At 63.9% G+C, this 20915-nt stretch carries 18 protein-coding genes; 11 read left to right on the top strand and 7 right to left on the bottom strand.

Going from position 1 to position 20915, the window contains the following annotated elements:
* The first annotated feature begins 167 nt into the window (after nucleotides 1–167).
* From mutS to DFR34_RS10175, 3 genes are all read left to right on the top strand, one after another.
* On the top strand, nucleotides 168–2765 hold the full coding sequence (gene mutS / locus DFR34_RS10185) for a DNA mismatch repair protein MutS (RefSeq protein WP_245906859.1): 2598 nt from the start codon (nucleotides 168–170) through the stop codon (nucleotides 2763–2765).
* Between the two features lie 209 nt (nucleotides 2766–2974).
* Nucleotides 2975–3442 (top strand): hypothetical protein, encoded by a 468-nt coding sequence (locus tag DFR34_RS10180; protein ID WP_110391040.1) that lies wholly within the window; start codon nucleotides 2975–2977, stop codon nucleotides 3440–3442.
* Complete coding sequence (locus DFR34_RS10175) at nucleotides 3442–3897, top strand: hypothetical protein (RefSeq protein WP_110391039.1); 456 nt, start codon at nucleotides 3442–3444, stop codon at nucleotides 3895–3897. Before DFR34_RS10180 ends, DFR34_RS10175 begins: the two co-directional genes overlap by 1 nt.
* Before the next feature lie 3 nt (nucleotides 3898–3900).
* On the opposite strand, the gene DFR34_RS10170 is transcribed toward DFR34_RS10175, so the two are convergent.
* The 5 genes from DFR34_RS10170 to DFR34_RS17765 form a co-directional block, all read right to left on the bottom strand.
* Entirely contained in the window at nucleotides 3901–4620 is a 720-nt protein-coding gene (locus tag DFR34_RS10170) for a response regulator transcription factor (protein ID WP_110391038.1), read from the bottom strand.
* A gap of 160 nt (nucleotides 4621–4780) precedes the next feature.
* On the bottom strand, nucleotides 4781–6811 hold the full coding sequence (locus DFR34_RS10165) for a PAS-domain containing protein (protein ID WP_110391037.1): 2031 nt from the start codon (nucleotides 6809–6811) through the stop codon (nucleotides 4781–4783).
* A gap of 405 nt (nucleotides 6812–7216) precedes the next feature.
* The gene (locus DFR34_RS10160; RefSeq protein WP_245906858.1) at nucleotides 7217–7537 is read right to left on the bottom strand and encodes an AzlD domain-containing protein; all 321 of its coding nucleotides are present in this window, start codon (nucleotides 7535–7537) and stop codon (nucleotides 7217–7219) included.
* Complete coding sequence (locus DFR34_RS10155; RefSeq protein ID WP_110391036.1) at nucleotides 7534–8244, bottom strand: AzlC family ABC transporter permease; 711 nt, start codon at nucleotides 8242–8244, stop codon at nucleotides 7534–7536. The genes DFR34_RS10160 and DFR34_RS10155 overlap by 4 nt, the downstream gene beginning before the upstream one ends.
* Before the next feature lie 102 nt (nucleotides 8245–8346).
* The gene (locus tag DFR34_RS17765) at nucleotides 8347–9189 is read right to left on the bottom strand and encodes a helix-turn-helix domain-containing protein (protein ID WP_110391035.1); all 843 of its coding nucleotides are present in this window, start codon (nucleotides 9187–9189) and stop codon (nucleotides 8347–8349) included.
* Between the two features lie 172 nt (nucleotides 9190–9361).
* Here DFR34_RS17765 and DFR34_RS10145 point away from each other — a divergent pair, with 172 nt between their 5' ends.
* Together DFR34_RS10145 and DFR34_RS10140 are read left to right on the top strand one after the other, a co-directional pair.
* The gene (locus tag DFR34_RS10145; RefSeq protein ID WP_211309370.1) at nucleotides 9362–9613 is read left to right on the top strand and encodes a VF530 family protein; all 252 of its coding nucleotides are present in this window, start codon (nucleotides 9362–9364) and stop codon (nucleotides 9611–9613) included.
* The gene (locus tag DFR34_RS10140) at nucleotides 9604–9825 is read left to right on the top strand and encodes a hypothetical protein (protein ID WP_110391034.1); all 222 of its coding nucleotides are present in this window, start codon (nucleotides 9604–9606) and stop codon (nucleotides 9823–9825) included. The genes DFR34_RS10145 and DFR34_RS10140 overlap by 10 nt, the downstream gene beginning before the upstream one ends.
* Before the next feature lie 39 nt (nucleotides 9826–9864).
* Here DFR34_RS10140 and DFR34_RS10135 read toward each other — a convergent pair whose 3' ends face one another.
* Complete coding sequence (locus tag DFR34_RS10135; protein ID WP_211309366.1) at nucleotides 9865–10674, bottom strand: eCIS core domain-containing protein; 810 nt, start codon at nucleotides 10672–10674, stop codon at nucleotides 9865–9867.
* Nucleotides 10675–11097: 423 nt separating this feature from the next.
* Nucleotides 11098–11742 carry a TetR family transcriptional regulator gene (locus tag DFR34_RS10130; RefSeq protein WP_110391032.1) on the bottom strand — a complete coding sequence of 215 codons (645 nt, stop codon included), beginning with the start codon at nucleotides 11740–11742 and terminating at the stop codon, nucleotides 11098–11100.
* Nucleotides 11743–12823: 1081 nt separating this feature from the next.
* Here DFR34_RS10130 and DFR34_RS10125 point away from each other — a divergent pair.
* The 6 genes from DFR34_RS10125 (at nucleotide 12824) to DFR34_RS10100 (ending at nucleotide 20807) form a co-directional block, all read left to right on the top strand.
* Nucleotides 12824–13912 (top strand): efflux RND transporter periplasmic adaptor subunit, encoded by a 1089-nt coding sequence (locus DFR34_RS10125; RefSeq protein WP_110391069.1) that lies wholly within the window; start codon nucleotides 12824–12826, stop codon nucleotides 13910–13912.
* Between the two features lie 3 nt (nucleotides 13913–13915).
* On the top strand, nucleotides 13916–17053 hold the full coding sequence (locus DFR34_RS10120) for an efflux RND transporter permease subunit (protein WP_110391031.1): 3138 nt from the start codon (nucleotides 13916–13918) through the stop codon (nucleotides 17051–17053).
* The gene (locus DFR34_RS10115) at nucleotides 17053–18471 is read left to right on the top strand and encodes an efflux transporter outer membrane subunit (protein ID WP_110391030.1); all 1419 of its coding nucleotides are present in this window, start codon (nucleotides 17053–17055) and stop codon (nucleotides 18469–18471) included. The genes DFR34_RS10120 and DFR34_RS10115 overlap by 1 nt, the downstream gene beginning before the upstream one ends.
* Before the next feature lie 332 nt (nucleotides 18472–18803).
* Nucleotides 18804–19289: a bacterioferritin gene (bfr, locus tag DFR34_RS10110; protein WP_110391029.1), complete on the top strand. Its 486-nt coding sequence runs from the start codon at nucleotides 18804–18806 to the stop codon at nucleotides 19287–19289.
* Nucleotides 19290–19304: 15 nt separating this feature from the next.
* Nucleotides 19305–19778, top strand: a complete 474-nt coding sequence (gene bfr, locus DFR34_RS10105) for a bacterioferritin (protein WP_110391028.1) — start codon at nucleotides 19305–19307, stop codon at nucleotides 19776–19778.
* Nucleotides 19779–20123: 345 nt separating this feature from the next.
* Entirely contained in the window at nucleotides 20124–20807 is a 684-nt protein-coding gene (locus DFR34_RS10100) for a superoxide dismutase (RefSeq protein ID WP_110391027.1), read from the top strand.
* The last annotated feature ends 108 nt before the right edge of the window (nucleotides 20808–20915 follow it).

The raw sequence follows: 20915 nt of genomic DNA, 5'->3' as shown, positions 1-20915 counted from the left end.
CAGTGTAAGGCAGCCGCCGCCAGCCGCCCAAGCAGAATGGGCGGCTGGATTGCACAGCGGAATGCCACCCGGCGGGCAATCGGCAGCCGGCTATGGCACGCCGGCGGCATTCCCGCATACAATCCGCCATCGCCGGCCTGTGCGCCGGATTCAAGCCTCTGATTGCCATGACAAAACCCTCCGCCGACAGCGCCGCGCCCAGCCACACCCCAATGATGCAGCAGTACTTTGCGCTGAAAAGCCAGCACACCGACAAACTGCTGTTTTACCGGATGGGCGATTTTTACGAGCTGTTTTACGACGACGCCGAAAAAGCCGCCCGCCTGCTCGACATCACGCTGACCACGCGCGGCCAGTCGGCCGGCGCGCCGGTGCGCATGGCCGGCATTCCGTTTCATGCTGTCGAGCAATACCTGGCCAAGCTGGTCAAGCTGGGCGAATCGGCGGCGATTTGTGAACAAGTGGGCGACCCGGCTGCCAGCAAGGGGCCGGTGGAGCGTCAGGTGGTGCGCGTGGTCACCCCCGGCACGCTGACCGACGCCGCCCTGCTGGACGACAAAACCGACAACCGCCTGCTGGCGCTGGTGTTTCAGCAAGGCGTGCTGGGCATTGCCTGGCTGTCGCTGGCCAGTGGTGAGTTTGTGGTGCAGGAAACCCGCGCCGAACACTGCCTGAGCGAGCTGGAGCGGCTGCGCCCGGCGGAAATCCTGGTGGCGGACAACGCCAGGCTGGCGGTGCTGGAGCAGGTGCGCGCGCCGATCAAACGCCTGCCGCCGTGGCAGTTCGAGCGCGCCAGCGCCAGCGAGCGGCTGGCGCGGCATTTTGCCGTGCAGGATCTGGCCGGCTTTGGCGCGCAAGACCTTGGCCCGGCCATCGGCGCGGCGGGCGCGCTGCTGGAATACGCCCGCGCCACGCAAGGCTCGCAGCTGCCGCATCTGGACACCCTGCGGGTGGAAACCAGCAGCCAGTACATCCAGCTGGACGCCGCCACCCGGCGCAATCTGGAGCTGACCGAAACCATTCGCGGCGAGGCCGCGCCGACCTTGTTCTCCTTGCTGGACCACTGCGCCACCAGCCTGGGCAGCCGGCTGCTGCGGCACTGGCTGCACCACCCCTTGCGCGACCACGCCCGCATCCGCGCCCGGCTGGACGCGGTGGAAGCGCTGCTGCCTGCGCACGAGCCGGTGCTGGCGGCGCTGCGCCCGGTGGCCGACATCGAGCGGATTGCCTCGCGCATCGCCCTGCGCAGCGCCCGCCCGCGCGATTTGTCGGCGCTGCGCGACAGCCTGCTGGCGCTGCCGGCGCTGCACCCGCTGCTGGCCGAACTGAATACCCCCTTGCTTGTGCAACTGGCCGGGCAGATTCCGGCGCAATCGCCGGTGGCGGCGCTGCTGGCGCAGGCGGTGGCACCCGAGCCGGCCAGCCAGCTGCGCGATGGCGGCGTGCTGGCCGACGGCTACGACGCCGAGCTGGACCAACTGCGCGCGCTGCAAACCGACGCCGGCAGTTATCTCCTGGAGCTGGAAGCCCGCGAAAAAGCCCGCACCGGCATCAGCACGCTGAAAGTGGGCTTTAACGCCGTGCATGGCTTTTATATCGAAGTCAGCAAGGCGCAAGACGCCAAGGTGCCGGACGATTACCGCCGCCGGCAAACCCTGAAAAACGCCGAGCGCTACATCACCCCCGAGCTGAAAACCTTTGAAGACAAGGCGCTATCGGCCAAAGACCGCGCGCTGGCGCGCGAAAAAGCGCTGTACGAGGCGCTGCTGGAGCAACTGCTGCCGCACATCAGCGACCTGCGCCTGACCGCGCAGGCGGTGGCCGGGCTGGACGTGCTGGCTACCTTTGCCCGCCACGCCGCCAGCCGTCAGTACGTCAAACCCACGCTGGGTCAGGCCCCGGCGCTGGACATCCGCGCCGGCCGCCATCCGGTGGTGGAAGCCCAGGTCGATCGCTTTATCGCCAACGACTGCCAGCTGGGCGCTGCGCGCAAGCTGCTGCTGATCACCGGCCCGAATATGGGCGGTAAATCCACCTATATGCGCCAGACCGCGCTGCTCACCCTGCTGGCGCACTGCGGCGGCTTTGTGCCGGCCGACAGCGCCCACTTTGGTCCGATTGACCGCATTTTTACCCGCATCGGCGCCAGCGACGACCTGGCCGGCGGACGCTCGACTTTTATGGTGGAGATGACCGAAACCGCCAATATTCTCAACAACGCCAGCGAGCAGGCGCTGGTGCTGATGGACGAAGTGGGGCGCGGCACTTCCACCTTTGACGGCCTGGCGCTGGCCATGGCCATTGCCCGTTCGTTAATTGAAAAAAACCGCAGTTACACGCTGTTCGCCACCCATTACTTTGAAATGACCCGGCTGGCGCAGGATTACCCCAGCGTGGCCAATGTGCACCTGTCCGCCGTGGAACATCAGGACAAGATTGTCTTTTTGCACCATGTGGAAGACGGCCCAGCCAGCCAGAGCTATGGCTTGCAGGTGGCGGCGCTGGCCGGCGTGCCCGGCACGGTGATCCGCCAGGCGCGCCGCTATCTGGCCCAGCTGGAAAACCAGGCCGCCAGCCAGCACGCCCAGCCTGATCTGTTTGCCGCGCCGCTGCCCGAGCCCATCGCCGAGCCCGACCCGCTGCTGGGGCGCCTGGCCGAGCTGGATATCGACGCGCTCAGCCCGCGCGAAGCGCTGGCGCTGTTGTATGACGTGCGGGAGCAGGCGCGCAACGCGCTTGGCAATGGCGGAAATCTGCCGCTATAACACGGTGAGCAGGCGCGTGCGTCATCACGCATCACCTGCCTGACGCCGCCCCGGCTGCTCGGCACGGTCGGGGTATTGTTTTGCGCGCATGCTTTGCCCTTGCCCGTCCAGTCGGTGAAGATGCGTCGCATTATCCGTATTTGCGCGGCATCCCCATCCCGTCGCCCCCGGCACGGTGATGTCGTGCGCCGTCGCCAAGGAGACAGGCCATGCCCACCAAGCTTTCTGCCGGCAAGAAGTCACGCCGTGCCGGCAAGCCTTACCGGACGCCATTGCGGGCGGACTGCGCCAGCCTACGCCAGCAAGCGGCCGATATGCTGCACGCGTTTGCCGGCCGCCTGCTGCATGATCTTGCCCGACAGGGCATCCTGCCACCGCCAGCCATTGAACTTTGGCTGGATACCCGGCAGCAGTTCTGTGTGCGTGACAACCATCCGGACGCAGAAGACATTGTCACCATTCTGGAAACTCCGTCTTACTACCTGCACTTCAAAACGCTGGAAAGCCTGTACGAACTGTTGGAGTCCGCCAGCAACGGCCCGCTGGCCAATGGTTGCCACTTGCATATCGGCTTGAGCAGCGCCGGCCCGCTGGCTTTTTTGTGCGTGCGCTGCAATCACTCATCAAGCAGTGGGCACGCCCGGCATCGACACCAGGGCTGCGCGGCGTCGGGGTAATGGGCAACGCTGTAGACAAGGTTGACATCATGCCACTGCCGATTGGTGCATCATCTGCGTTGATTCAGGTAGATCCCGCCGCCCATTTCCACCCCACCGGCCTGGAGATCACCCCCGGCGCGCACTACCGCTTTATCGCCAGTGGCCAATGGCGGGATGGCTTGCTCAAGCCCGCTGGCCCGGAGGGCTGGCGTCTGCCGTGGGCGGAATATTTCAACCGTCTGCCGGGGCAGCCGTTTTTTCTGCTGTGCGGCTGTGTCGGCCGTGACCTGGCGCAGGCATTCGCCATCGGCGCCGGCCTGGCGGATTGGCAAGCGCCAGCGGCGTTGGCTGAGCAAGCCGACCGGCAGCTGTATCTGTTTGCCAATGATTGGGCGGGAATGTACTGGAATAACCATGCACTGGGCCCTGAGCAAGGCGGGCCCTTGTCGGTGCAGATCATCCGGCTGAGTTGAGCCCTACCGCCACACCACCGCACAGGCAAACAAATACCCGGCGCCGTACACGGTTTTGATCAGTTTGGGGTTTTGCGGGTCGTCTTCCAGTTTGCGGCGCAGGCGGGAGATGCGCACGTCGATGCTGCGGTCGAACGAGGATAAATTGCGTTCGCCCATCAGTTGTTCGCGCGTCAGGATGCGGTTGGGGTGTTGCAGCATGGTTTTCAGCAGTTGCGCCTCTGCGGTGCTGAGGGTGGAGCTTTCGCCGTCGGCGCTGGACAGGGTGTTGCTGCCGGGGGCAAAGCGCCAGCCGGCAAATTCGGCCACGGTGGACAGTGGCAGCGGGGTGGCGTCGCGTGGGGCGGTGCAGCGGCGCAGGATGCTGCGAACTCGGGCAATCAGTTCGCGCGGCTCGAAGGGCTTGACCATATAGTCATCGGCGCCCAGCTCCAGGCCCATCACCCGGTCGATGGTGTCGCCACGGCCGGTGAGGATCAGCACCCCGCAACGGCCGTCGCTGCGCAGGGCGCGCACCAGTTCCATGCCGTCCATGTCCGGCAGGCCGAGGTCAACAATGCATAAATCGGGGACTTCGCCACTGCGCAAGAGCCGCAATAAATCCGCGCCGGTGCGTCGCCAGTCATGGGCAAAGCCAAAATCGCGCAGCGTGGCGCCAATCAGGCGGGCCACATGCGGGTCGTCTTCCACCAGGCAGATGCGCTTGTGCAAATCTTCAGCCATATGCCGTTGTTCCTTGAGTGTGGGCGGCGCGCCACCCGTATTTCTACTTGCGATAGACTGAGAGTGTACCGCCCTTCCTGTAGCTGACCAAACCCTTCGGCATACTGAGGGAGGTTTGCGCTTGATCCGCCGGTCGTGCTCACGCCGTGCCAAACGCGGCCTAGCCCAGGGTGTCCCGCAAGGCTTGCGCCAGCGCCTCTCGGGTGAATGGCTTGGGCAAAAACCGAAAGCCATGGATTTCCGCGTCGTCGTCTTCCAGCCCCTTGGCGTAGCCGCTGACCAGCACAATGCGCATCGCCGGCCGAAAGCGTCGGGCAAAGCGCGCCAGCGCGGCGCCATCCATGCCGCCGGGCATGACGATATCGGACAGCAGAATGGTGATGTCCGGAATGTTTTCGATCATGTCGGCGGCTTCCAGGGCGTTTTCTGCTTCCAGCACCGGATAGCCCAGGTCGGTCAGCAGCAGGCGCGCCACTTTGCGCACTTCCGGGTTGTCTTCCACCAGCAGCACCAGTTGGCCGCGCACATCCTCGCGTGGTAGCGCTGGCTGCGGCGATTCGGCGCCACGCGGCATTTGCCGGGTGCGCGGCAGCAGCAGCGCCACGCTGGTGCCGCGCGCCTGGCGGCTGCGCAGCAGCACGCCGCCGCCGGATTGTTTGACAAAGCCATACACCATCGACATGCCCAGCCCGCTGCCGGCGCCAAACTGTTTGGTGGTGAAAAACGGTTCAAACACCCGGGTGAGCGTGCCCACGTCCATGCCGATGCCGTTGTCGCTGACGGTGATTTGCACATAGTCGCCCGGCTCGGCTTCGATGTCGGCGGCGGCGGCGGCGTCCAGGGTTTCGCTGGACGATTCAATGCGCAGCTCGCCGCCATTGGGCATGGCGTCGCGGGCGTTCAGCGCCAGGTTGAGCAGGGCGTTTTCCAGTTGGTGCGGGTCGGCCATCACCACCAGATCGTCTTCGTGGGCAAACGGGGTGATGGCGATGGATTGCGGTAGCGAGCGGCGCATCAGCTGGGCCATGCCGCGAATCAGGCTGTTGACCTCCACCGGCTGCGGCTCCAGCGGTTGCTGGCGCGAGAAGGTCAGCAGCCGCTTGATCAGCTCGACGCCGCGTTGCGCCGCCTGCATGGCTGGGTCGAGGTAATCGCCCACCTCACTGCGCTCGCCCAGTTGCTGGCGCAGCGCTTGCAGATTGCCGGTGACCACAGTGAGCATATTGTTGAAGTCGTGCGCCAGGCCGCCAGTGAGCTGGCCGATGGCTTCCATTTTTTGTGCTTGCACCAGCGCGGCCTGGGTGCGGCGCTGTTCGGTGATGTCGAACGAGTGAACAAAACAGCCCAGCGTCACGCCGTTGGCGTCGATTTCCGGCACCAGGGTGCTGCGCGCGTAGACGGTGCGGCCGTCGCGCAGGTCCATGGAATATTCGTAAGTGACTTGCTGGCCGGCCAGGGCGATGCTGACGTGCTCTTTGACGGTGGCGAACACCTGGGCGCCGATAATGGTGTCGATGGGCTTGCCCACCACGTCTTCCGGCTGCCAGCCAAACCAGCGCGCGTAGCCGCGATTGGCGTATTGGTAGGTCCAGCGATGGTCAAAATAGGCAATGTGCGCCGGAATGGTATCGGTGATCAGCCGCAGCCGCGCCTCGCTGCGCTTGAGCGCGCTGGTGATTTCGGCATTGGCGGCCATGGCCTGGGTCAGCCGGGTGTAGGCGGTTTCCAGCTCGTTGGTGCGCGCGCGCACATGGCCTTCCAGCTCGGCGTTTTGCCGCTGCACCAGCTCGCGATAGAGTTTTTGTTCGGTGATGTCGGTGTACAGGGTGATAAAGCCCTGATGCGGCAAGGGCGCGCCGCGTATGGCCAGCACCCGGCCGTTGGGGCGGGTGCGCTCGGTGTAGTGGGCGCGAAAACTGCGCGCGGCGTGCACGCGCTCGGCCACTTGCGCGTCGATGTCGCCCGGCCCGTATTCGCCGCGCTCGGCGTTGTAGCGGATAAACGCCTCAAACGGCATGCCGGCCACCGCCAGAGATTCGGGAAAATCCAGCAAGCGCAAAAACGACCGGTTCCACGCCACCATGCGCAGTTCGTGGTCGAACACGGTCAGGCCGGGGTCGAGCAAATCCAGCCCGGCTTGCACCATCTCGCGAAACAGCCGGTCGGTTTCTGGTCTGGTATCAAAGCTCATGACGGCCCTTGTGGTGGATGCGCAAACCGTCAGTGTACGCCGGCCGGGCGTGTGGGGCGGAATTTGTCTTGTATTCAAGATAAATTCTGTCGTGTTCAGCCACAAGATGTCGTTCTGGCCTCATCCGCATGGCCAGTGCGGCGTGTGTGCACTGCAAAAAACCCTTTTAATACAGCGGTTATAAGCAGAACTTGGCGCCCCTAATCAGTTTTTATGATTGGCCGTGTTGCAGCGCACAGGACTAGTATATTTACGTTATATGAATGCCTGTTCACTTGCACAATCATGGTGCGCACAGGCTTTCACAGGATTGCAGTGTCTGCGTGTGGCAGGCACCTCCCGTGTTGTTTCTTCCTCGTGTTGACTCCCGATGGCATGCGCCAAAGGGAGTTTTTTTATGTGCGCTCAGCCCAGCCAGCGCCAGCCGGCATACACCACAAAACCGCAAACAATCGCCCCCAGCGTGTGCCGCGTCCACCACGCCGCCAGCCCGGTGGCCAGCACGCCCGGCAAATAGGCATTGCTCAGCGACACATCCAGCGCGCCCTGCGGCGCCAGCGTCATCGGCGCCACCAAGGCGGTCAGCACCGCCGCCGGCACATAATGCAAGCTGCGCTGCAACCACGCCGGAAAGCGCAGTCGCTGGCCAAACCCCAAAAAACTCACCCGCACGCTGTAAGTCACCGCCAGCATGCCCAGCACCGTCCAGAGTAAATCCAGTTTCATGATTGTGGCTCCTGCCTGGCCAGCCCACGCTCGGCCAGCATGCCGCCCAACACCCCGGCCGCCGCCGCCAGCATCAGGCCCAGCTTGTACGGCAACCCTCGCGCCAGCAAGGCGGTCACCCCGGCGCACACGGCTGCCGCCAGCACCGGCCGGCGCGCCAGCTGCGGGGTGACAATCGCGGTAAAGGTCGCCGCCATGGCAAAATCCAGCCCCCAGGATTCCAGTCCGGGAATATTCTGCCCCAACACCACCCCCACCAGCGTCCAGCCCAGCCAGTTCAGATACATGGCCAGCGACGAGCCCAGCCAAAACCACTGCCCATCTGCGCCCATGCCCTGCGTGCGCAAGCGGTGCTCGACCACGGCAAAGGTTTCGTCGGTCAGCCAGAAGGCCAGGCACCAGCGCCAGCGCGCCGACAATCCTTGCGCATGCGGCAGCAAGGCCGCGCTATACAGGGCGTGGCGCAAATTCACCACCAAAGTGGTCAGCCAGATCACCGGCAGCGCAGCCCCGGCGGCCATCAAACTGACGGCAACAAACTGCGAAGAACCGGCAAACACCACCCCCGACAAAGCCAGCGCTCCCCAGGCCGACAGCCCGGCGCTGACCGCCAAAGCGCCAAAAATCACCCCAAACGGCGCCGCCCCCACCAGCATCGGCGTGGTGTCGCGCACGCCCTGCCAAAACACACCGGCCCGAAAAGCCATGTTTGCTCCCTGTGCAAAACCCGGCCGCCATCTTGCCGCCATCCGCTGAAAAAAGCTTGAATGATCTTGCGCATAGCCGGCGGGCGCCGGCAAAAAGGCTTATTATCCTGCGGGCTGCGCAGCCCCCCGCAACCCACGCTGATAACCCCCCGGCGTCACCCCCAGCGTGGCGCGAAACGCCCGTGTCAGATGCGGTTGGTCAGCAAAACCCAACTGACTGGCCACCTCGCTGACCGCCCGCCCCTGCGCCAGCCACACCTTGGCGCGCGCCACCCGCAGCTGATTGCGCCAGGCCACGGGCGGCAAGCCAAAGCGCTGGCGGAAACTGCGGCTTAAATGCCACGGCGACAGCCCCACCGCCTCGGCCAATTCCTGCAAGGACACTGGCTCGGCCAGGCGGTCGGCCAGGATCTGCCGCGCCCGCTCCACCGCCGTGAGCGCCAGAGCCGGCGCCTGCTCGCGCACGCCCATATGCCGGCGCAAGACCTGGCCAAACACCGCATATAAGGCCGATTCGCGCGTCAGCGGGTCGGCCACCTCGCGCAACAGCCGATGCAAGCCCACCAGCTCGCGCGACAAGGCCGGATCGACAATCACCGTCTCCCGAAAATACGGCGTCACCGCCCGCCCGGCCATCTCGCAGGCCAGGCGCTGCAACAAGCTGGCGGCCGGGTACATGCCGCAATACGCCCAGCCCTGCGCATGCGCCGCCGCGCCGGTGTGCGCCTCGCCGGGGTTGATCAGCACCAGCGCGCCCACGCCGGCCACATGCGAGCTGCCGTGGTAACGGTAGCGCTGCGCGCCAGCGGTCAGCGTGTTGACCACGTATTCTTCATGAAAATGCGGGGCGAACACCTGGCGGGTGTAAACCGCGTCCAGGCATTCCAGCGGGGCAATGTCGTCAGCGCGGAAATACACCGCGCGTTCATCGCGAGAGGCAGGCATCGGGGTTCCGGGGGTGGAGGCGCAAGGGCAGATTGTGGCACGCCGCCCGCCAGCCCGGCTTGAAGGATTTTGCCCTGCGCAAAAGCGCTGAACATCTGTCCGCCTCATGCCACAATACGCGCTGCGGCCCGCCGATGATGCGGCGGGCCTTGATTGTTGATAGAGGCACACCCTGAACACGCAAGCCCATAACCCGCTGCATGGCGTGACCCTGGCGCAGATGCTCACCGAACTTGTTGAAGAGTGCGGCTGGGCCACGCTCGGCCAGGAAATTCCCATCCGCTGCTTTACCCACGAGCCCAGCCTGGCGTCCAGCCTGAAATTCTTGCGCCGCACGCCCTGGGCTCGGGAAAAAGTGGAATCATTTTATTTATTCATCCAGCGCCAGAAGGCGCGCGACGGAAAGCGCCCCCCATGCCCATGAGCTACGAGCAACACCTTGATGAAGTCACCACGCTGATCACCGAAAAATACGACATCGCCGACCAGCCCGCCATCGACATGGTGATGCGCGCCCAGGCCGACGGGTATTTCAGCGGCCACGACGACCACCCGGCCATCTGCACGCTGGACCGCGCCCATGAGGACGCGCGCACGGTGTTCAAGAAGTATGGCAAGGGTAAAAAAGCGAATTGAGGCGGGGGGTTACGCCTCGCCTGGCTTGCTCAGTGGCCATTAGCGAATGTCGTCCACGTAGTCTTGCGCCGGGCCCGAGCGGCGTGGCCGGTTCAAGGCGCGCAAATGATGGGCCAGGGCTTCAAATTTCTGGCGGCTCACCGCGCCTTTTTTCCATTTGAATGGCGCCTTGATCGCCATGGCGAATACGGCTTTATTGTAGTTGGGGTGAGCGCCGCCACCTTTGATGTGAAAGCGCTTGCCCTTGTCCAGCGACGTCAGTCGCTGATGATTGGTGCTCCTGCGGCCTGAGGGCATCATCATGCCGTTGACGGCAGAGTTGGCCCAGGCAGCCGGAATGCCAAACTCCTTGCAGACTTGCGCCGGAATCAGGTGTTGGGCTTCCCGGCCTTTTTTCCAGCGCGCAAAAGTGTATTTGGATTTTTTGCTTTTTGATTTGTAGCGTTCGCGGGCCAGCTTGGCTGAATCACCATATTTGACAAGCTGCGGCGTCAAGGTGTGCGCACGCAAGCTGGGTTGCGCCAGCTGTTGCATTGGCGTGACGGCTTTCATCTGCATGGCCTTGCTGCCCATGCTGTCGGCCTCGCGCTCCAGCGCGGGGTCGTCATTGATTGGTGCGCCGTTTTTCAGTTGCGTGGTGGGCCGGACCCGGCCCTGTGCTTGCTGCACCACATGCCAGGCTTCGTGTGCCAGATGTTTTTGCTGCCCTGGCGCCACGTGGATATCGGCGCCTTGGGCGTAGGCATGTGCATTCAATTGGGCAGGCTTGCTGGAGTTGTAATGCACGCGAACTTTGTCCAGCGACATGCCGGACAAGGTTTCTACTCCGGCTTTCAATCCATCAGGCAAGCCGGTCTGATTGCGTTGCAATACCGGGGCAGCGCCCAGATGCTGATTGGCTAGCTGTTGTATCTTTTGCAGTTGTGCCGCCCGCGGTGACTGTCCGGCGGTGTGCGCCAACTGCGCCAGTGCGGTGTTCCGGGCTGTCGCCGGTGTGGCTACATGCTTGAGGGCCGTGGTGCTTGTGCTCTGGGCGCGCGAGTGCGCGCGGGTGATCCGTTCTGCTTTCATTGCCGTCCACCATGCTGGGAAGAAAACCATTCGGCTGTGAATACAACCGCGCTGTGCACAGCATACGTTGTGCGCCTGGCATACGGCAATCTACCCTGCCATCTGCGGTGGCCGGTTGGTGGGACAGCGATAGTCATCACCGCGCTGCGCAGATCCATGTGATGTACATCTGGCAGCCGCCAGGTGCGTCCCCCTTTTGCGTTAAACCTTTGGCGCGCTCCCGCTACCTTCCGGGGCCATCCCCAACACCCCCATCAAGATATCCACATACGCCCGCGAGCGGGTTTCAATGGCAAAGCGGTTCGGGTCGGCCAGCCACAGTTCAATCAGCCCCATCACCACGGTTTGCAAAATCACTGCCAGATCGTCCAGTTCGCCTGGGTGGCGCAGTTCGCCTTGTTCGCGCGCGGCGCGCAGCACGGTGGTGAGCAATTGGTGTTCTTCGTCCAGATGCTGGCGGCGACGCTGCATCACTGGCGAGTTGTCATCCGGGCATTCGTATTTGTTCCACAGAATATTGAACACTTGCCGGGTGCGCGGTGAGCGCACCACTTCTTCAAACACCGCCAGGTAGTGGCGGCGCAGCGCCGCCAGCGCGCCGCCGGGCAGTTCGGCCAGCAGTTGCTCGGTGAGGTGGTCGAACGGCAGACAGGTGCGTTCGCACATGGATTTGAGCAGGTCTTCTTTGTCGGTGAAGTGCCAGTACACCGCGCCGCGCGTGACCCCGGCGGCCTTGGCGATGTCGGCCAGCGAGGTGCTGGACACGCCGCGCTGGTCGAACAGCTGTTCGGCGGCGTCCAGCAGGTCGTTGCGGGTTTGTTCGGCTTCGGCTTTGGTGCGGCGCATGGCGTGGGCTCTGGGTTGGGTGGGTCTGGCGCGATGGGCGCGGATTGTCGCATGAATCGGCGGCGCTGGGGCAATCCGGGCGATTTATGCCATGGGAACAAGCACATGGCGTGTGCGACGGGGTAGGAGGTCGCAAATTTGTATTTACATACATTCTAGCATGTATGTAAGATTGGGGTGTTGCGTGTAAGTTCCCATTTTTAGGTAATTTGAAGGTCCGCGCTGACGCGCGGGGGATTGAGACGGGGTGGCGCCCCGTGCGCGCCCTACTTTCTTTGCTTCGCCAAAGAAAGTAGGCAAAGAAAGGCGACCCCGGGACGCGCGCCCGTCCGCCGCCTGCGGCGCCGGGGGGGGCCCTGTGCTTCTCGCCAGCCCGGGCCGTCCCGGAATGGCGCGTCGGCTGCGCCGCCGCTTAGCCGGGCCGGACTGCTCCCGGGCTGGCTGCGATGCTCGGCGCGCTTTACGGGGAGGTAAAGCGGCTAGGCGCGACGGGCAAAGCCCTGAAAATCTAGACTTTGTCATTAGGTGTATAGGGTGCAACGAGTCACGGATGGCGCTGTGGTTGTGTGCCACCTCGGTGCTTTACCCCATCCCCACGTCGTCCCCGCGCAGGCGGGAACCCAGGCAAGGTCCCACAGCGTGGCGACGGCGAAAACGCGTTGACCGCAGTTTGGTGAGTAACGCACACCCCCCACGCTGTGGTGAATTCTGGATTCCCGCCTGCGCGGGAATGACGGGTGAAGCGCAAGGTCTGGCGCACGCCGCCGATGACGCCCGCACCGAAATCACGACAGCAAGCACGCATCACCCAGTCCGAGACATCAAGCATCACCGGTAAACGTTTCACCCCAAGATGGTTGCCCGGCCCGCCTGCCCCCGGCGGGATAAGGTTCACCCCAAATCGGTTTTGCCCGCGTGAGCGGCGCAAGGCCCGCTACCCTGAAATCTTGGCTGTCAGCAGCCGCGGAGAGTGATTTTGAACACCACACCCCCATTTGCGCCCGCGCGGCGTTCGCTTTACTGGCTGGCTGCGCCTTTGACTGCGCTGGCCTTGAGCGCTTGCCAGGATAAACAAGAAGGCATGCCTGCCATGCCGCCGCCGGAGGTGACCGTGGTGACGGTCAAGCCGGCGGATGTGCCTTTGCCGCTGGAGTATGTCGGCCAGACTGCCGGTTCGCGCGAGGTGGAGGTGCGCGCGCGGGTGAGCGGGATTTTGCTCAAGCGCTTGTACGCGGAAGGCCGGCCGGTGAAGGCCGGTGATGCGCTGTATCAGATCGACCCGGAACAAGCCAAGGCGGCGCTGGATCAGGCGCGCGGCGCGTTGGAGGTTGAGCAGGCCAAGCTGATTCGCGCCAAGCAGGATCAGGCGCGCATTCTGCCTTTGTTTGCCGAAAACGCCGTCAGCCAGAAAGACCGCGACGAGGCGGTGGCCAATTTTGAGTCGGCGCAGGCCTCGGTGGCGGCGGCGCGCGCGCGCGTGCGCGAGGCGCAGATCAATATGGATTACACCCGCGTCACCGCGCCGATTTCCGGCATGACTTCAAAAGAAGTCCGCTCGGAAGGCAGCCTGGTGTCGCCCAGCGGTGACGCCAGCCTGCTGACCAAGATTTCCCAGCTCGACCCAATGTATGTGAATTTCTCGATGTCTGATAACGAGCTCTTGCGTCTGCGCACCTGGCAGGCGCAGGGCCGTTTTGAGCCGCCTGAGGGCGAGCGCTATACGGTGGAAGTCAAGCTGTCGGATGGTTCGATGTTCCCCACGGCGGGCCGGCTGAACTTTACCGACAACCTGATCGACCCGAGCACCGGCGCCATCCGCTCGCGCGCCGAGTTCGCCAACCCGGACGGTGTGTTGCTGCCGGGTCAGTTTGTGCGCGTTTACCTGAAGGGCGGCAAGCTGAAAAACGCCATGCTGATTCCGCAACGCGCGGTGTTGTCCACCCAGCAGGGTAAGCTGGTGTTTGTCGCCAATGCGCAGAACAAGGCCGAGCCGCGTCCGGTGGAGTTGGGCGATGAGGTGAAAAACGAGGTGATCGTGGTGCGCGGCCTGCAAGCCGGCGACCGGGTGATTGTCGATGGCAATATCAAGGCCCGTCCGGGCGCGCCGGTGAAGGTGGTGGATCCGACCGCCGCCGGCAAGCCGGCCGCTGCGCCGGCGAAGGGGGCGTAAATCATGTTCTCGGCTTTCTTTATCCGCCGGCCGATTTTTGCCTGCGTGATCTCCATCATCATCCTGCTGGCCGGCTTTGCCGCCATGCGGGCGCTGTCGGTGGAGCAATACCCGCAGATCGTGCCGCCGCAGGTGCAGGTGACGGCGATTTACCCCGGCGCGTCCGCCGAGGTGATTGCCCAGACCGTGGCCGCGCCGCTGGAGCAGCAGATCAACGGTGTGGACAATATGCTCTACATCAATTCGGCCAGCGCCTCCAACGGCCAGCTGGCGCTGACGGTGACCTTCGCCATCGGCACCAATGCCGACCAGGCTACCATCAACGTCAACAACCGCGTGCAATCGGCGCTGGCGCAGCTGCCGGAAGAGGTGCGCCGCCAGGGGGTGACGGTGCAAAAGCAGTCGGCCAACTTCCTGCAGGTGATTGCGCTGGATGCGCCGGACAAGCGTTATGACTCGGTGTACATCAGCAACTATGCGCTGGTGAACGTGCTGGACGAGATCAAGCGCATTCCGGGTGTGGGCGAGGCGATGATTTTTGGCGCCAAGGATTACTCGATGCGCATCTGGCTCAAGCCCGACCGCATGGCCCAGCTCAAGCTGACGCCGTCGCAGGTGGCCGAGGCCATCCGCGAGCAGAACGCCCAGTTTGCCGCCGGCAAGGTGGGCGCCGAGCCGACGCGCAGCCCGGTGGAGTTCACCTACACGGTGACCACGCAGGGCCGGCTGCAAAGCACGGAAGAGTTCGAGAACATCATCGTGCGCGCCAACCCGGATGGCTCCAAGGTGCGGGTGAAGGACATCGCCCGCGTCGAGCTGGGCGCGCGCGACTATAGCTTCTCGGCCACCCGCAACGGCCAGCCAACCATCCCCATCGGCATTTATCTGGCGCCGGGCGCCAACCAGCTGGACACCGCCCAAGCGGTGCGCGCCAAGATGGTCGAGCTGAAAAAACGCTTCCCGGCCGGCCTGGAGTACAAGATCCCTTACGACACCACGCGCTTTGTGGAAGTCTCGATCGACGAGGTGGTCAAGACCCTGGGCGAAGCCATGGTGCTGGTGTTCCTGGTGGTGTATCTGTTCCTGCAAAACTGGCGAGCCACGCTGATTCCGTCGCTGGCGGTGCCGGTGTCGATTGTCGGCACCTTTGCCGGCATGTATCTCCTGGGTTTTTCCATCAATACGCTGACCTTGTTCGGCATGGTGCTGGCCATCGGCATTGTGGTGGATGACGCCATCGTGGTGCTGGAAAACGTCGAACGCATCATGGAGGAAGACAAGCTCTCGCCAGTGGACGCCACGCTGAAAGCCATGCAGGAAGTCACCGGTCCGGTGATCGCCATTGTGCTGGTGCTGTGCGCGGTGTTCATTCCGGTGGCGTTTCTGGGCGGCCTGGCCGGGCAGATGTACAAGCAGTTCGCCATCACCATCGCCATGTCAGTGGTGATCTCCGGCATTGTCGCGCTGACGCTGACCCCGGCGCTGTGCGCGGTGTTGCTCAAGCCTGGCCATCAGGCGGCGCACAAGTTCTTTGACGTGTTCAATAACTGGTTTGCCCGCATGACCGGCCGCTACACCCGTGGCGTGGCGTTTTTTGTCCGCCGCAGCGCGCTGGGCCTGTTGGTGTGCGGCGGCATTGTCGCGGTCACCCTCGGTTTGTTCCGCGTGGTGCCGGGCGGCCTGGTGCCGGACGAAGACCAGGGCTATGTGATTGCCGTGACCCTGCTGCCCGACGGCGCGTCGCTGTCGCGCACCCAGCACGCCACCCAGCAGGTGGACAAATTGGCCATGGCCCACCCGGCCGTGACCGATGTGCTGACCTTCACCGGCTTTGATCTGCTGACCGGCTCGTTCAAGACCAACTCGGGCGCTTCGTTCCTGACGCTGAAAGACTGGAAAGAACGCCGCGCCGAAAGCGACCAGGCGCAGTCGATTGTCGGCTATATGTTTGGCGCCGGCATGGGCGTGAAAGAAGCCATGGTGCTGGCCTTCAACCCGCCGCCGATTTCCGGCATGTCCAGCACGGGCGGCTTTGAGGTGTACGTGCAAAACCGTGGCAATGGCGGCTCGAAAGACCTGGCCGCCGCCACGCAAAAGCTGATCGAAGCCGCGCACAAGCGCCCTGAGCTTGGCCAGTTGTCCACCACCTTCAGCGCCGATGTGCCGCAATTGTTCATCGAGCTGGATCGGGAAAAAGCCAAGACCTACGGCGTGCCGATCAACGACGTGTTCGACACCATGCAAAGCACCTTTGGCGAGTTGTACGTCAACGACTTCAACAAGCTGGGCCGCACCTTCCGCGTGCAGCTGCAATCGGAAGCCGACTTCCGCTCGCGCCCCGAGGATATCCGCAATATCCACGTGCGCTCGCAAAGCGGCGAGATGATCCCGCTCACCGCACTGGTGACGGTCAAGCAGGTGACCGGCCCGGAAATCGTCGAACGCTACAATATCTTCCCGTCGGCCAAGATTGTCGGCGGCCCGGCGCCGGGCTACAGCTCGGGCCAGGCGATTGCCGCCATGGAAGAACTGGCCGCGCAAGTGTTGTCCGACGATTACAGCCTGGCCTGGACCGGCTCGGCCTTCCAGGAAAAACAAACCGGCGGCGCTTCCACCCTGGTGTTTGTGTTTGCCCTGGTGATGGTGTTTTTGATTCTGGCTGCGCAGTACGAGCGCTGGAACCTGCCGATTGCCGTGCTGCTGGCGGTGCCGTTTGCCGTGTTTGGCGCCATTAGCGCCAACTGGCTGCGCGGCATGGCCAATGATGTGTACTTCCAGATTGCCCTGGTGACGCTGATTGGCCTGGCGGCGAAAAACGCCATCCTGATTGTGGAATTCGCCATGCTCAAGCTGGAGGAAGGCCTGTCGCTGGCCGACGCGGCCATTGCCGCCGCCCGCCTGCGTTTCCGGCCGATCATCATGACCTCGCTGGCCTTTGTGCTGGGCTGCGTGCCGCTGGCCATCAGCACTGGCGCGGGCGCGTCCTCGCGCCATTCGATTGGCACCGGGGTGATTGGCGGCATGCTGGCGGCCACGTTTATTGCCACGTTTTTCATTCCGATGTTGTTCATGCTGATCATGCGTCTGGGCCGTCGCCCCGCGCCGGTCGCGGTCAGCCAGCATGATGGAAAGGACGCCTGATGCGCCGACTGATTTTGCTTGCACTCACCTCTGGCCTGTTGTCGGCCTGCGCCATCGGCCCCGACTACCAGCGCGACACCCCGCCGCTGCCCGACGCCTGGCGGCTGGACGCCGAGGCGCACAAGCCAGCGCTGGACGCGCGCTGGTGGACACGCTTTGACGACCCGGTGCTGGATGCGCTGATCGCCGCCGCCGAGCAACACAACCAGGACTTGCGCCTGGCGGTGGCGCGGGTGGACGAGGCGCGTGCGCTGGCCGGCATCGCCCAGGCCGACCTGCTGCCCAGCCTGAACGCCAGCGCCCAGGGCAGCCGCGCGCGCGGCAGCGCGGTGGGCCTGCAACCGGCGCCCGGCCGGCCGATTGTGGAAAACAAACAAGCCGCCGCCACGCTGAGCTTTGAGCTGGACCTGTGGGGCAAGCTGCGCCGCGCCAACGAAGCCGCGCAAGCCAGCCTGTTGTCCAGCCAGGCCAACCGCGACGCCGTGCGGCTGACCCTGCTGGCGCAGGTGGCGCAGGGCTATTTCAGCCTGCGCGCGCTGGATGAGCAATTCAGCCTGGCGGAAAGCACGCTGGCCACCCGCCAGCAGGCGCTGCTCTTGCAGGAAAAACGTTTCAAGGGCGGCATCACCTCCGAGCTGGACTACCGCCAGGCGCAGGCCGAAGCGGCGGTGGCTGCCGCCGCCGTGCCGGCGCTGGCGCAGCAGGCGCAACAAGCCGAAAGCGCGCTGGCGGTGCTGGTGGGGCGCAGCCCGCGCGACATCGTTGCCGGCGGCCTGCCGCGCGGCAAGGCGATTGGCGCGCTGACCGCGCCGCCCGCCGTGCCGGCCGGCCTGCCTTCCAGCCTGCTCACCCGCCGCCCGGACTTGCAGGCGGCCGAGCAAAACCTGGTGGCGGCCAATGCCCGCATCGGCGTGGCGCGCGCGGCTTTCTTGCCCAGCATCTCGCTGACCGGCCTGCTGGGCTCGGAAAGCGTGGCGCTGAACAATCTGTTCAACGGCCCGGCCGCCACCTGGAGCTTTGCCGCCAATCTGGCCATGCCGCTGTTTGACTTTGGCAAAACCGCCGCCGGGGTGGACGCCGCCAGCGCGCGGCAACGCCAGGCGCTGGCGCAATACCAGTTGGCTATCCAGACCGCCTTTAAAGAAGCACAGGACGCGCTGGTGGCGCACCGCAAAACCCGCGAAGCCGCCGAGGCGCGCGCCACCCAGGTGGGCGCGCTCAAGCGCTCGCTGCGACTGGCGCGGCTGCGCTACGACAATGGGTATTCCAGCTATCTGGAAGTGCTGGACGCCGAGCGCGGGCTGTTTCAGGCCGAGCTGGACGCCATCGACGCCCAGCGCCAGCGCCTGAGCGCGACGGTGGAGTTGTATAAGGCGCTGGGCGGCGGCTGGCAGGCGGATAAAGCCGACAAGTCGTAAACCCCCGCACGGCTGGCCGGATGATGCCAGCTTGCCCATGTCATGCCAGGCCCGCCTTGCGCGCGCCTGGCATGTTTTTTTCGTGTACTTTCATGGCCTTGCCGCATGGCCTTGGTGAAGGGGCTTTCGCCGGGCAGGCCAAACCGGCCAGCTTGGCGGATGGCGCCCAGGCATCAAGCAAATGAGAATGGTTTGTAATTCTTTGAAATTCAATGGCTTGGCTGCGGTTTTCACTTGGACATGCCCCACGCTGCACCTACAATACGCCACAGGGGCAAGCCAGCCGACGTTCGCAAGCCAGCCCGTTTACGACAACTTATGTGGAGAACGCCATGAAGGGCGACAACACAATCATCGACATTCTCAATGAGCTTCTGGCTGGCGAGCTGACCGCTGTCGATCAATACCTGATCCACGGCGAAATGTACGCTGACATGGGCCTGCACGCGCTGGCGGAAAAAACCATCCACGAATCCGAGCACGAGCGCCAGCACGCCCGCGCGCTGATTCAGCGCATCCTGTTCCTGGAAGGCACGCCCAATCTGGCCAAGCGCGAGCCGCTGCATGTTGGCCAAACCGTGCCGGAGATGCTGCAAGCCGATCTGGACGTGGAATACAAAGTCGACGCCGCACTCAAGCAGGCGATTGCCGCCTGTGAGGCCGCACAGGACTACGTCAGCCGCGACATGCTGCAAGTGCAGCTGGAAGACACCGAAATGGATCACGCCTACTTCCTGGAAAAACAACTGCGCCTGATCAAGCTGGTGACCCTGCCCAACTACCTGCAAAGCCAGATGGGTTCTGGCAGCCCCACCTGACGCAAGGAGCCGCACATGCAAGGCGACAAAAAAGTCATCGACACCCTGAACAAGGTGCTGCGCAACGAGCTGACCGCCATCAACCAGTATTTCCTGCACGCGCGGATGTTCCGCAACTGGGGCCTGGAAAAGCTCAACGACTACCAATACAAGCAATCCATCCGGGTGATGAAAGAAGCCGACGAGCTGATCGAACGCATTCTGTTCCTGGAAGGCCTGCCCAATCTGCAAGACCTGGGCAAGCTGCTGATTGGCGAGCACGTGGAAGAATGCCTGCAAGGCGACCTCACCTACGAGCGCGACATTCAGCGCCCGCTCCTGGTGCAGGCCATCGCCCTGTGCGAAACCGCTGGCGACTATGTCAGCCGCGAGCTGCTGGAAGACCTGCTGGAGCACTGTGAAGAAGCCATCGACTGGCTGGAAACCCAGCATAGCCTGATCGCCAATGTGACCTTGCCGAATTACCTGCAAGCGCATATGGACGACTGAGCGCCGCTTACCAAACCCTCCTGGCGTTGTGGTGTGACCTTGTCGTACTACCCGCACTGTCTGCACACACTTGGCCAGGATCGCTGCGCTGGGTTTTGTGAGTGACGTTAAGCCGCTCACGGCTGCATCGCCCCACCCTCGGCCCCGGCCTGCCTTGCGCGCGCCGGGGCCGATCGCCTTCTGGCGTGCTTGCCGCGTCTTGTCACACGCTTGGCCCGCACCGCACCGCACCGCTGCGCTGAGCTTTCTGCGCGGGTTTACGCCGGGTGCGAAATTTCCCCAATAGCCCGCAGCCGCCACCTGCTTTTATCATGCGGGCTGCATTCCCCCACAGGAGCCCCACTGATGTTCTCTTCCCTGCGTCCCCTGGCCCTGGCTGCTGCCCTGTTGCCCAGCCTGGCTTTTGCCCAGTTCACCCTGCCGCCGCTGCCCTACGCCGCCGACGCGCTGGAGCCGGTGATCGACAAAACCACCATGGAAATCCACCACGATCGCCACCACGCCGCTTATGTGAACAACCTCAACGCCCAGATCAAGAGCTATCCCGAGCTGGAGCATCTCAGCCTGGACGCGCTGCAAGGCAAGATCAGCCAGTACAACGCTGCCGTGCGCAACAATGGCGGCGGCCATTACAACCATGATCTGTTCTGGAAGGTGATGGCCGAGCCCGGCCTGGGCGGCGAGCCCAGCGCGGCGCTGAAACAGGCCATCGACGCCCAGTTCGGCAATCTGGACGAGCTGAAAAAACGCTTTGACCAGGCCGCCGTCAGCCGCTTTGGCTCCGGCTGGGCCTGGCTGGTGGTAACCGCCGACAAAAAACTGGCCATCACCTCCACCGCCAATCAGGACAACCCGCTGATGGATGCGCCGGAGATTGCCCAGCGCGGCGCGCCGATTCTGGCGCTGGACGTGTGGGAGCACGCCTACTATCTGAAATACCAGAACAAGCGCGCCGACTATGTCACCCAATGGTGGAAAGTGGTGAATTGGAATGAGGTCAGCCGCCGTTACGCGGCGGCCTTGCGTTAAGCGCGGCTCACAACATCCTCCTGGCGCGGTGCGTGCACGGTTTGCTCACGCCCGCCAGGGCCGCTGTGCTGGATTTGCTGAGCGGCGCCAGGCGGCGGGTTGATCTTC

It is taken from the genome of Rivihabitans pingtungensis (genome assembly GCF_003201855.1).
Taxonomy (GTDB): Bacteria; Pseudomonadota; Gammaproteobacteria; order Burkholderiales; family Aquaspirillaceae; genus Rivihabitans; species Rivihabitans pingtungensis.
The sequence above is the reverse complement of the archived record's forward strand: the minus strand, read 5'-3'. Positions and strand labels throughout refer to the sequence as shown.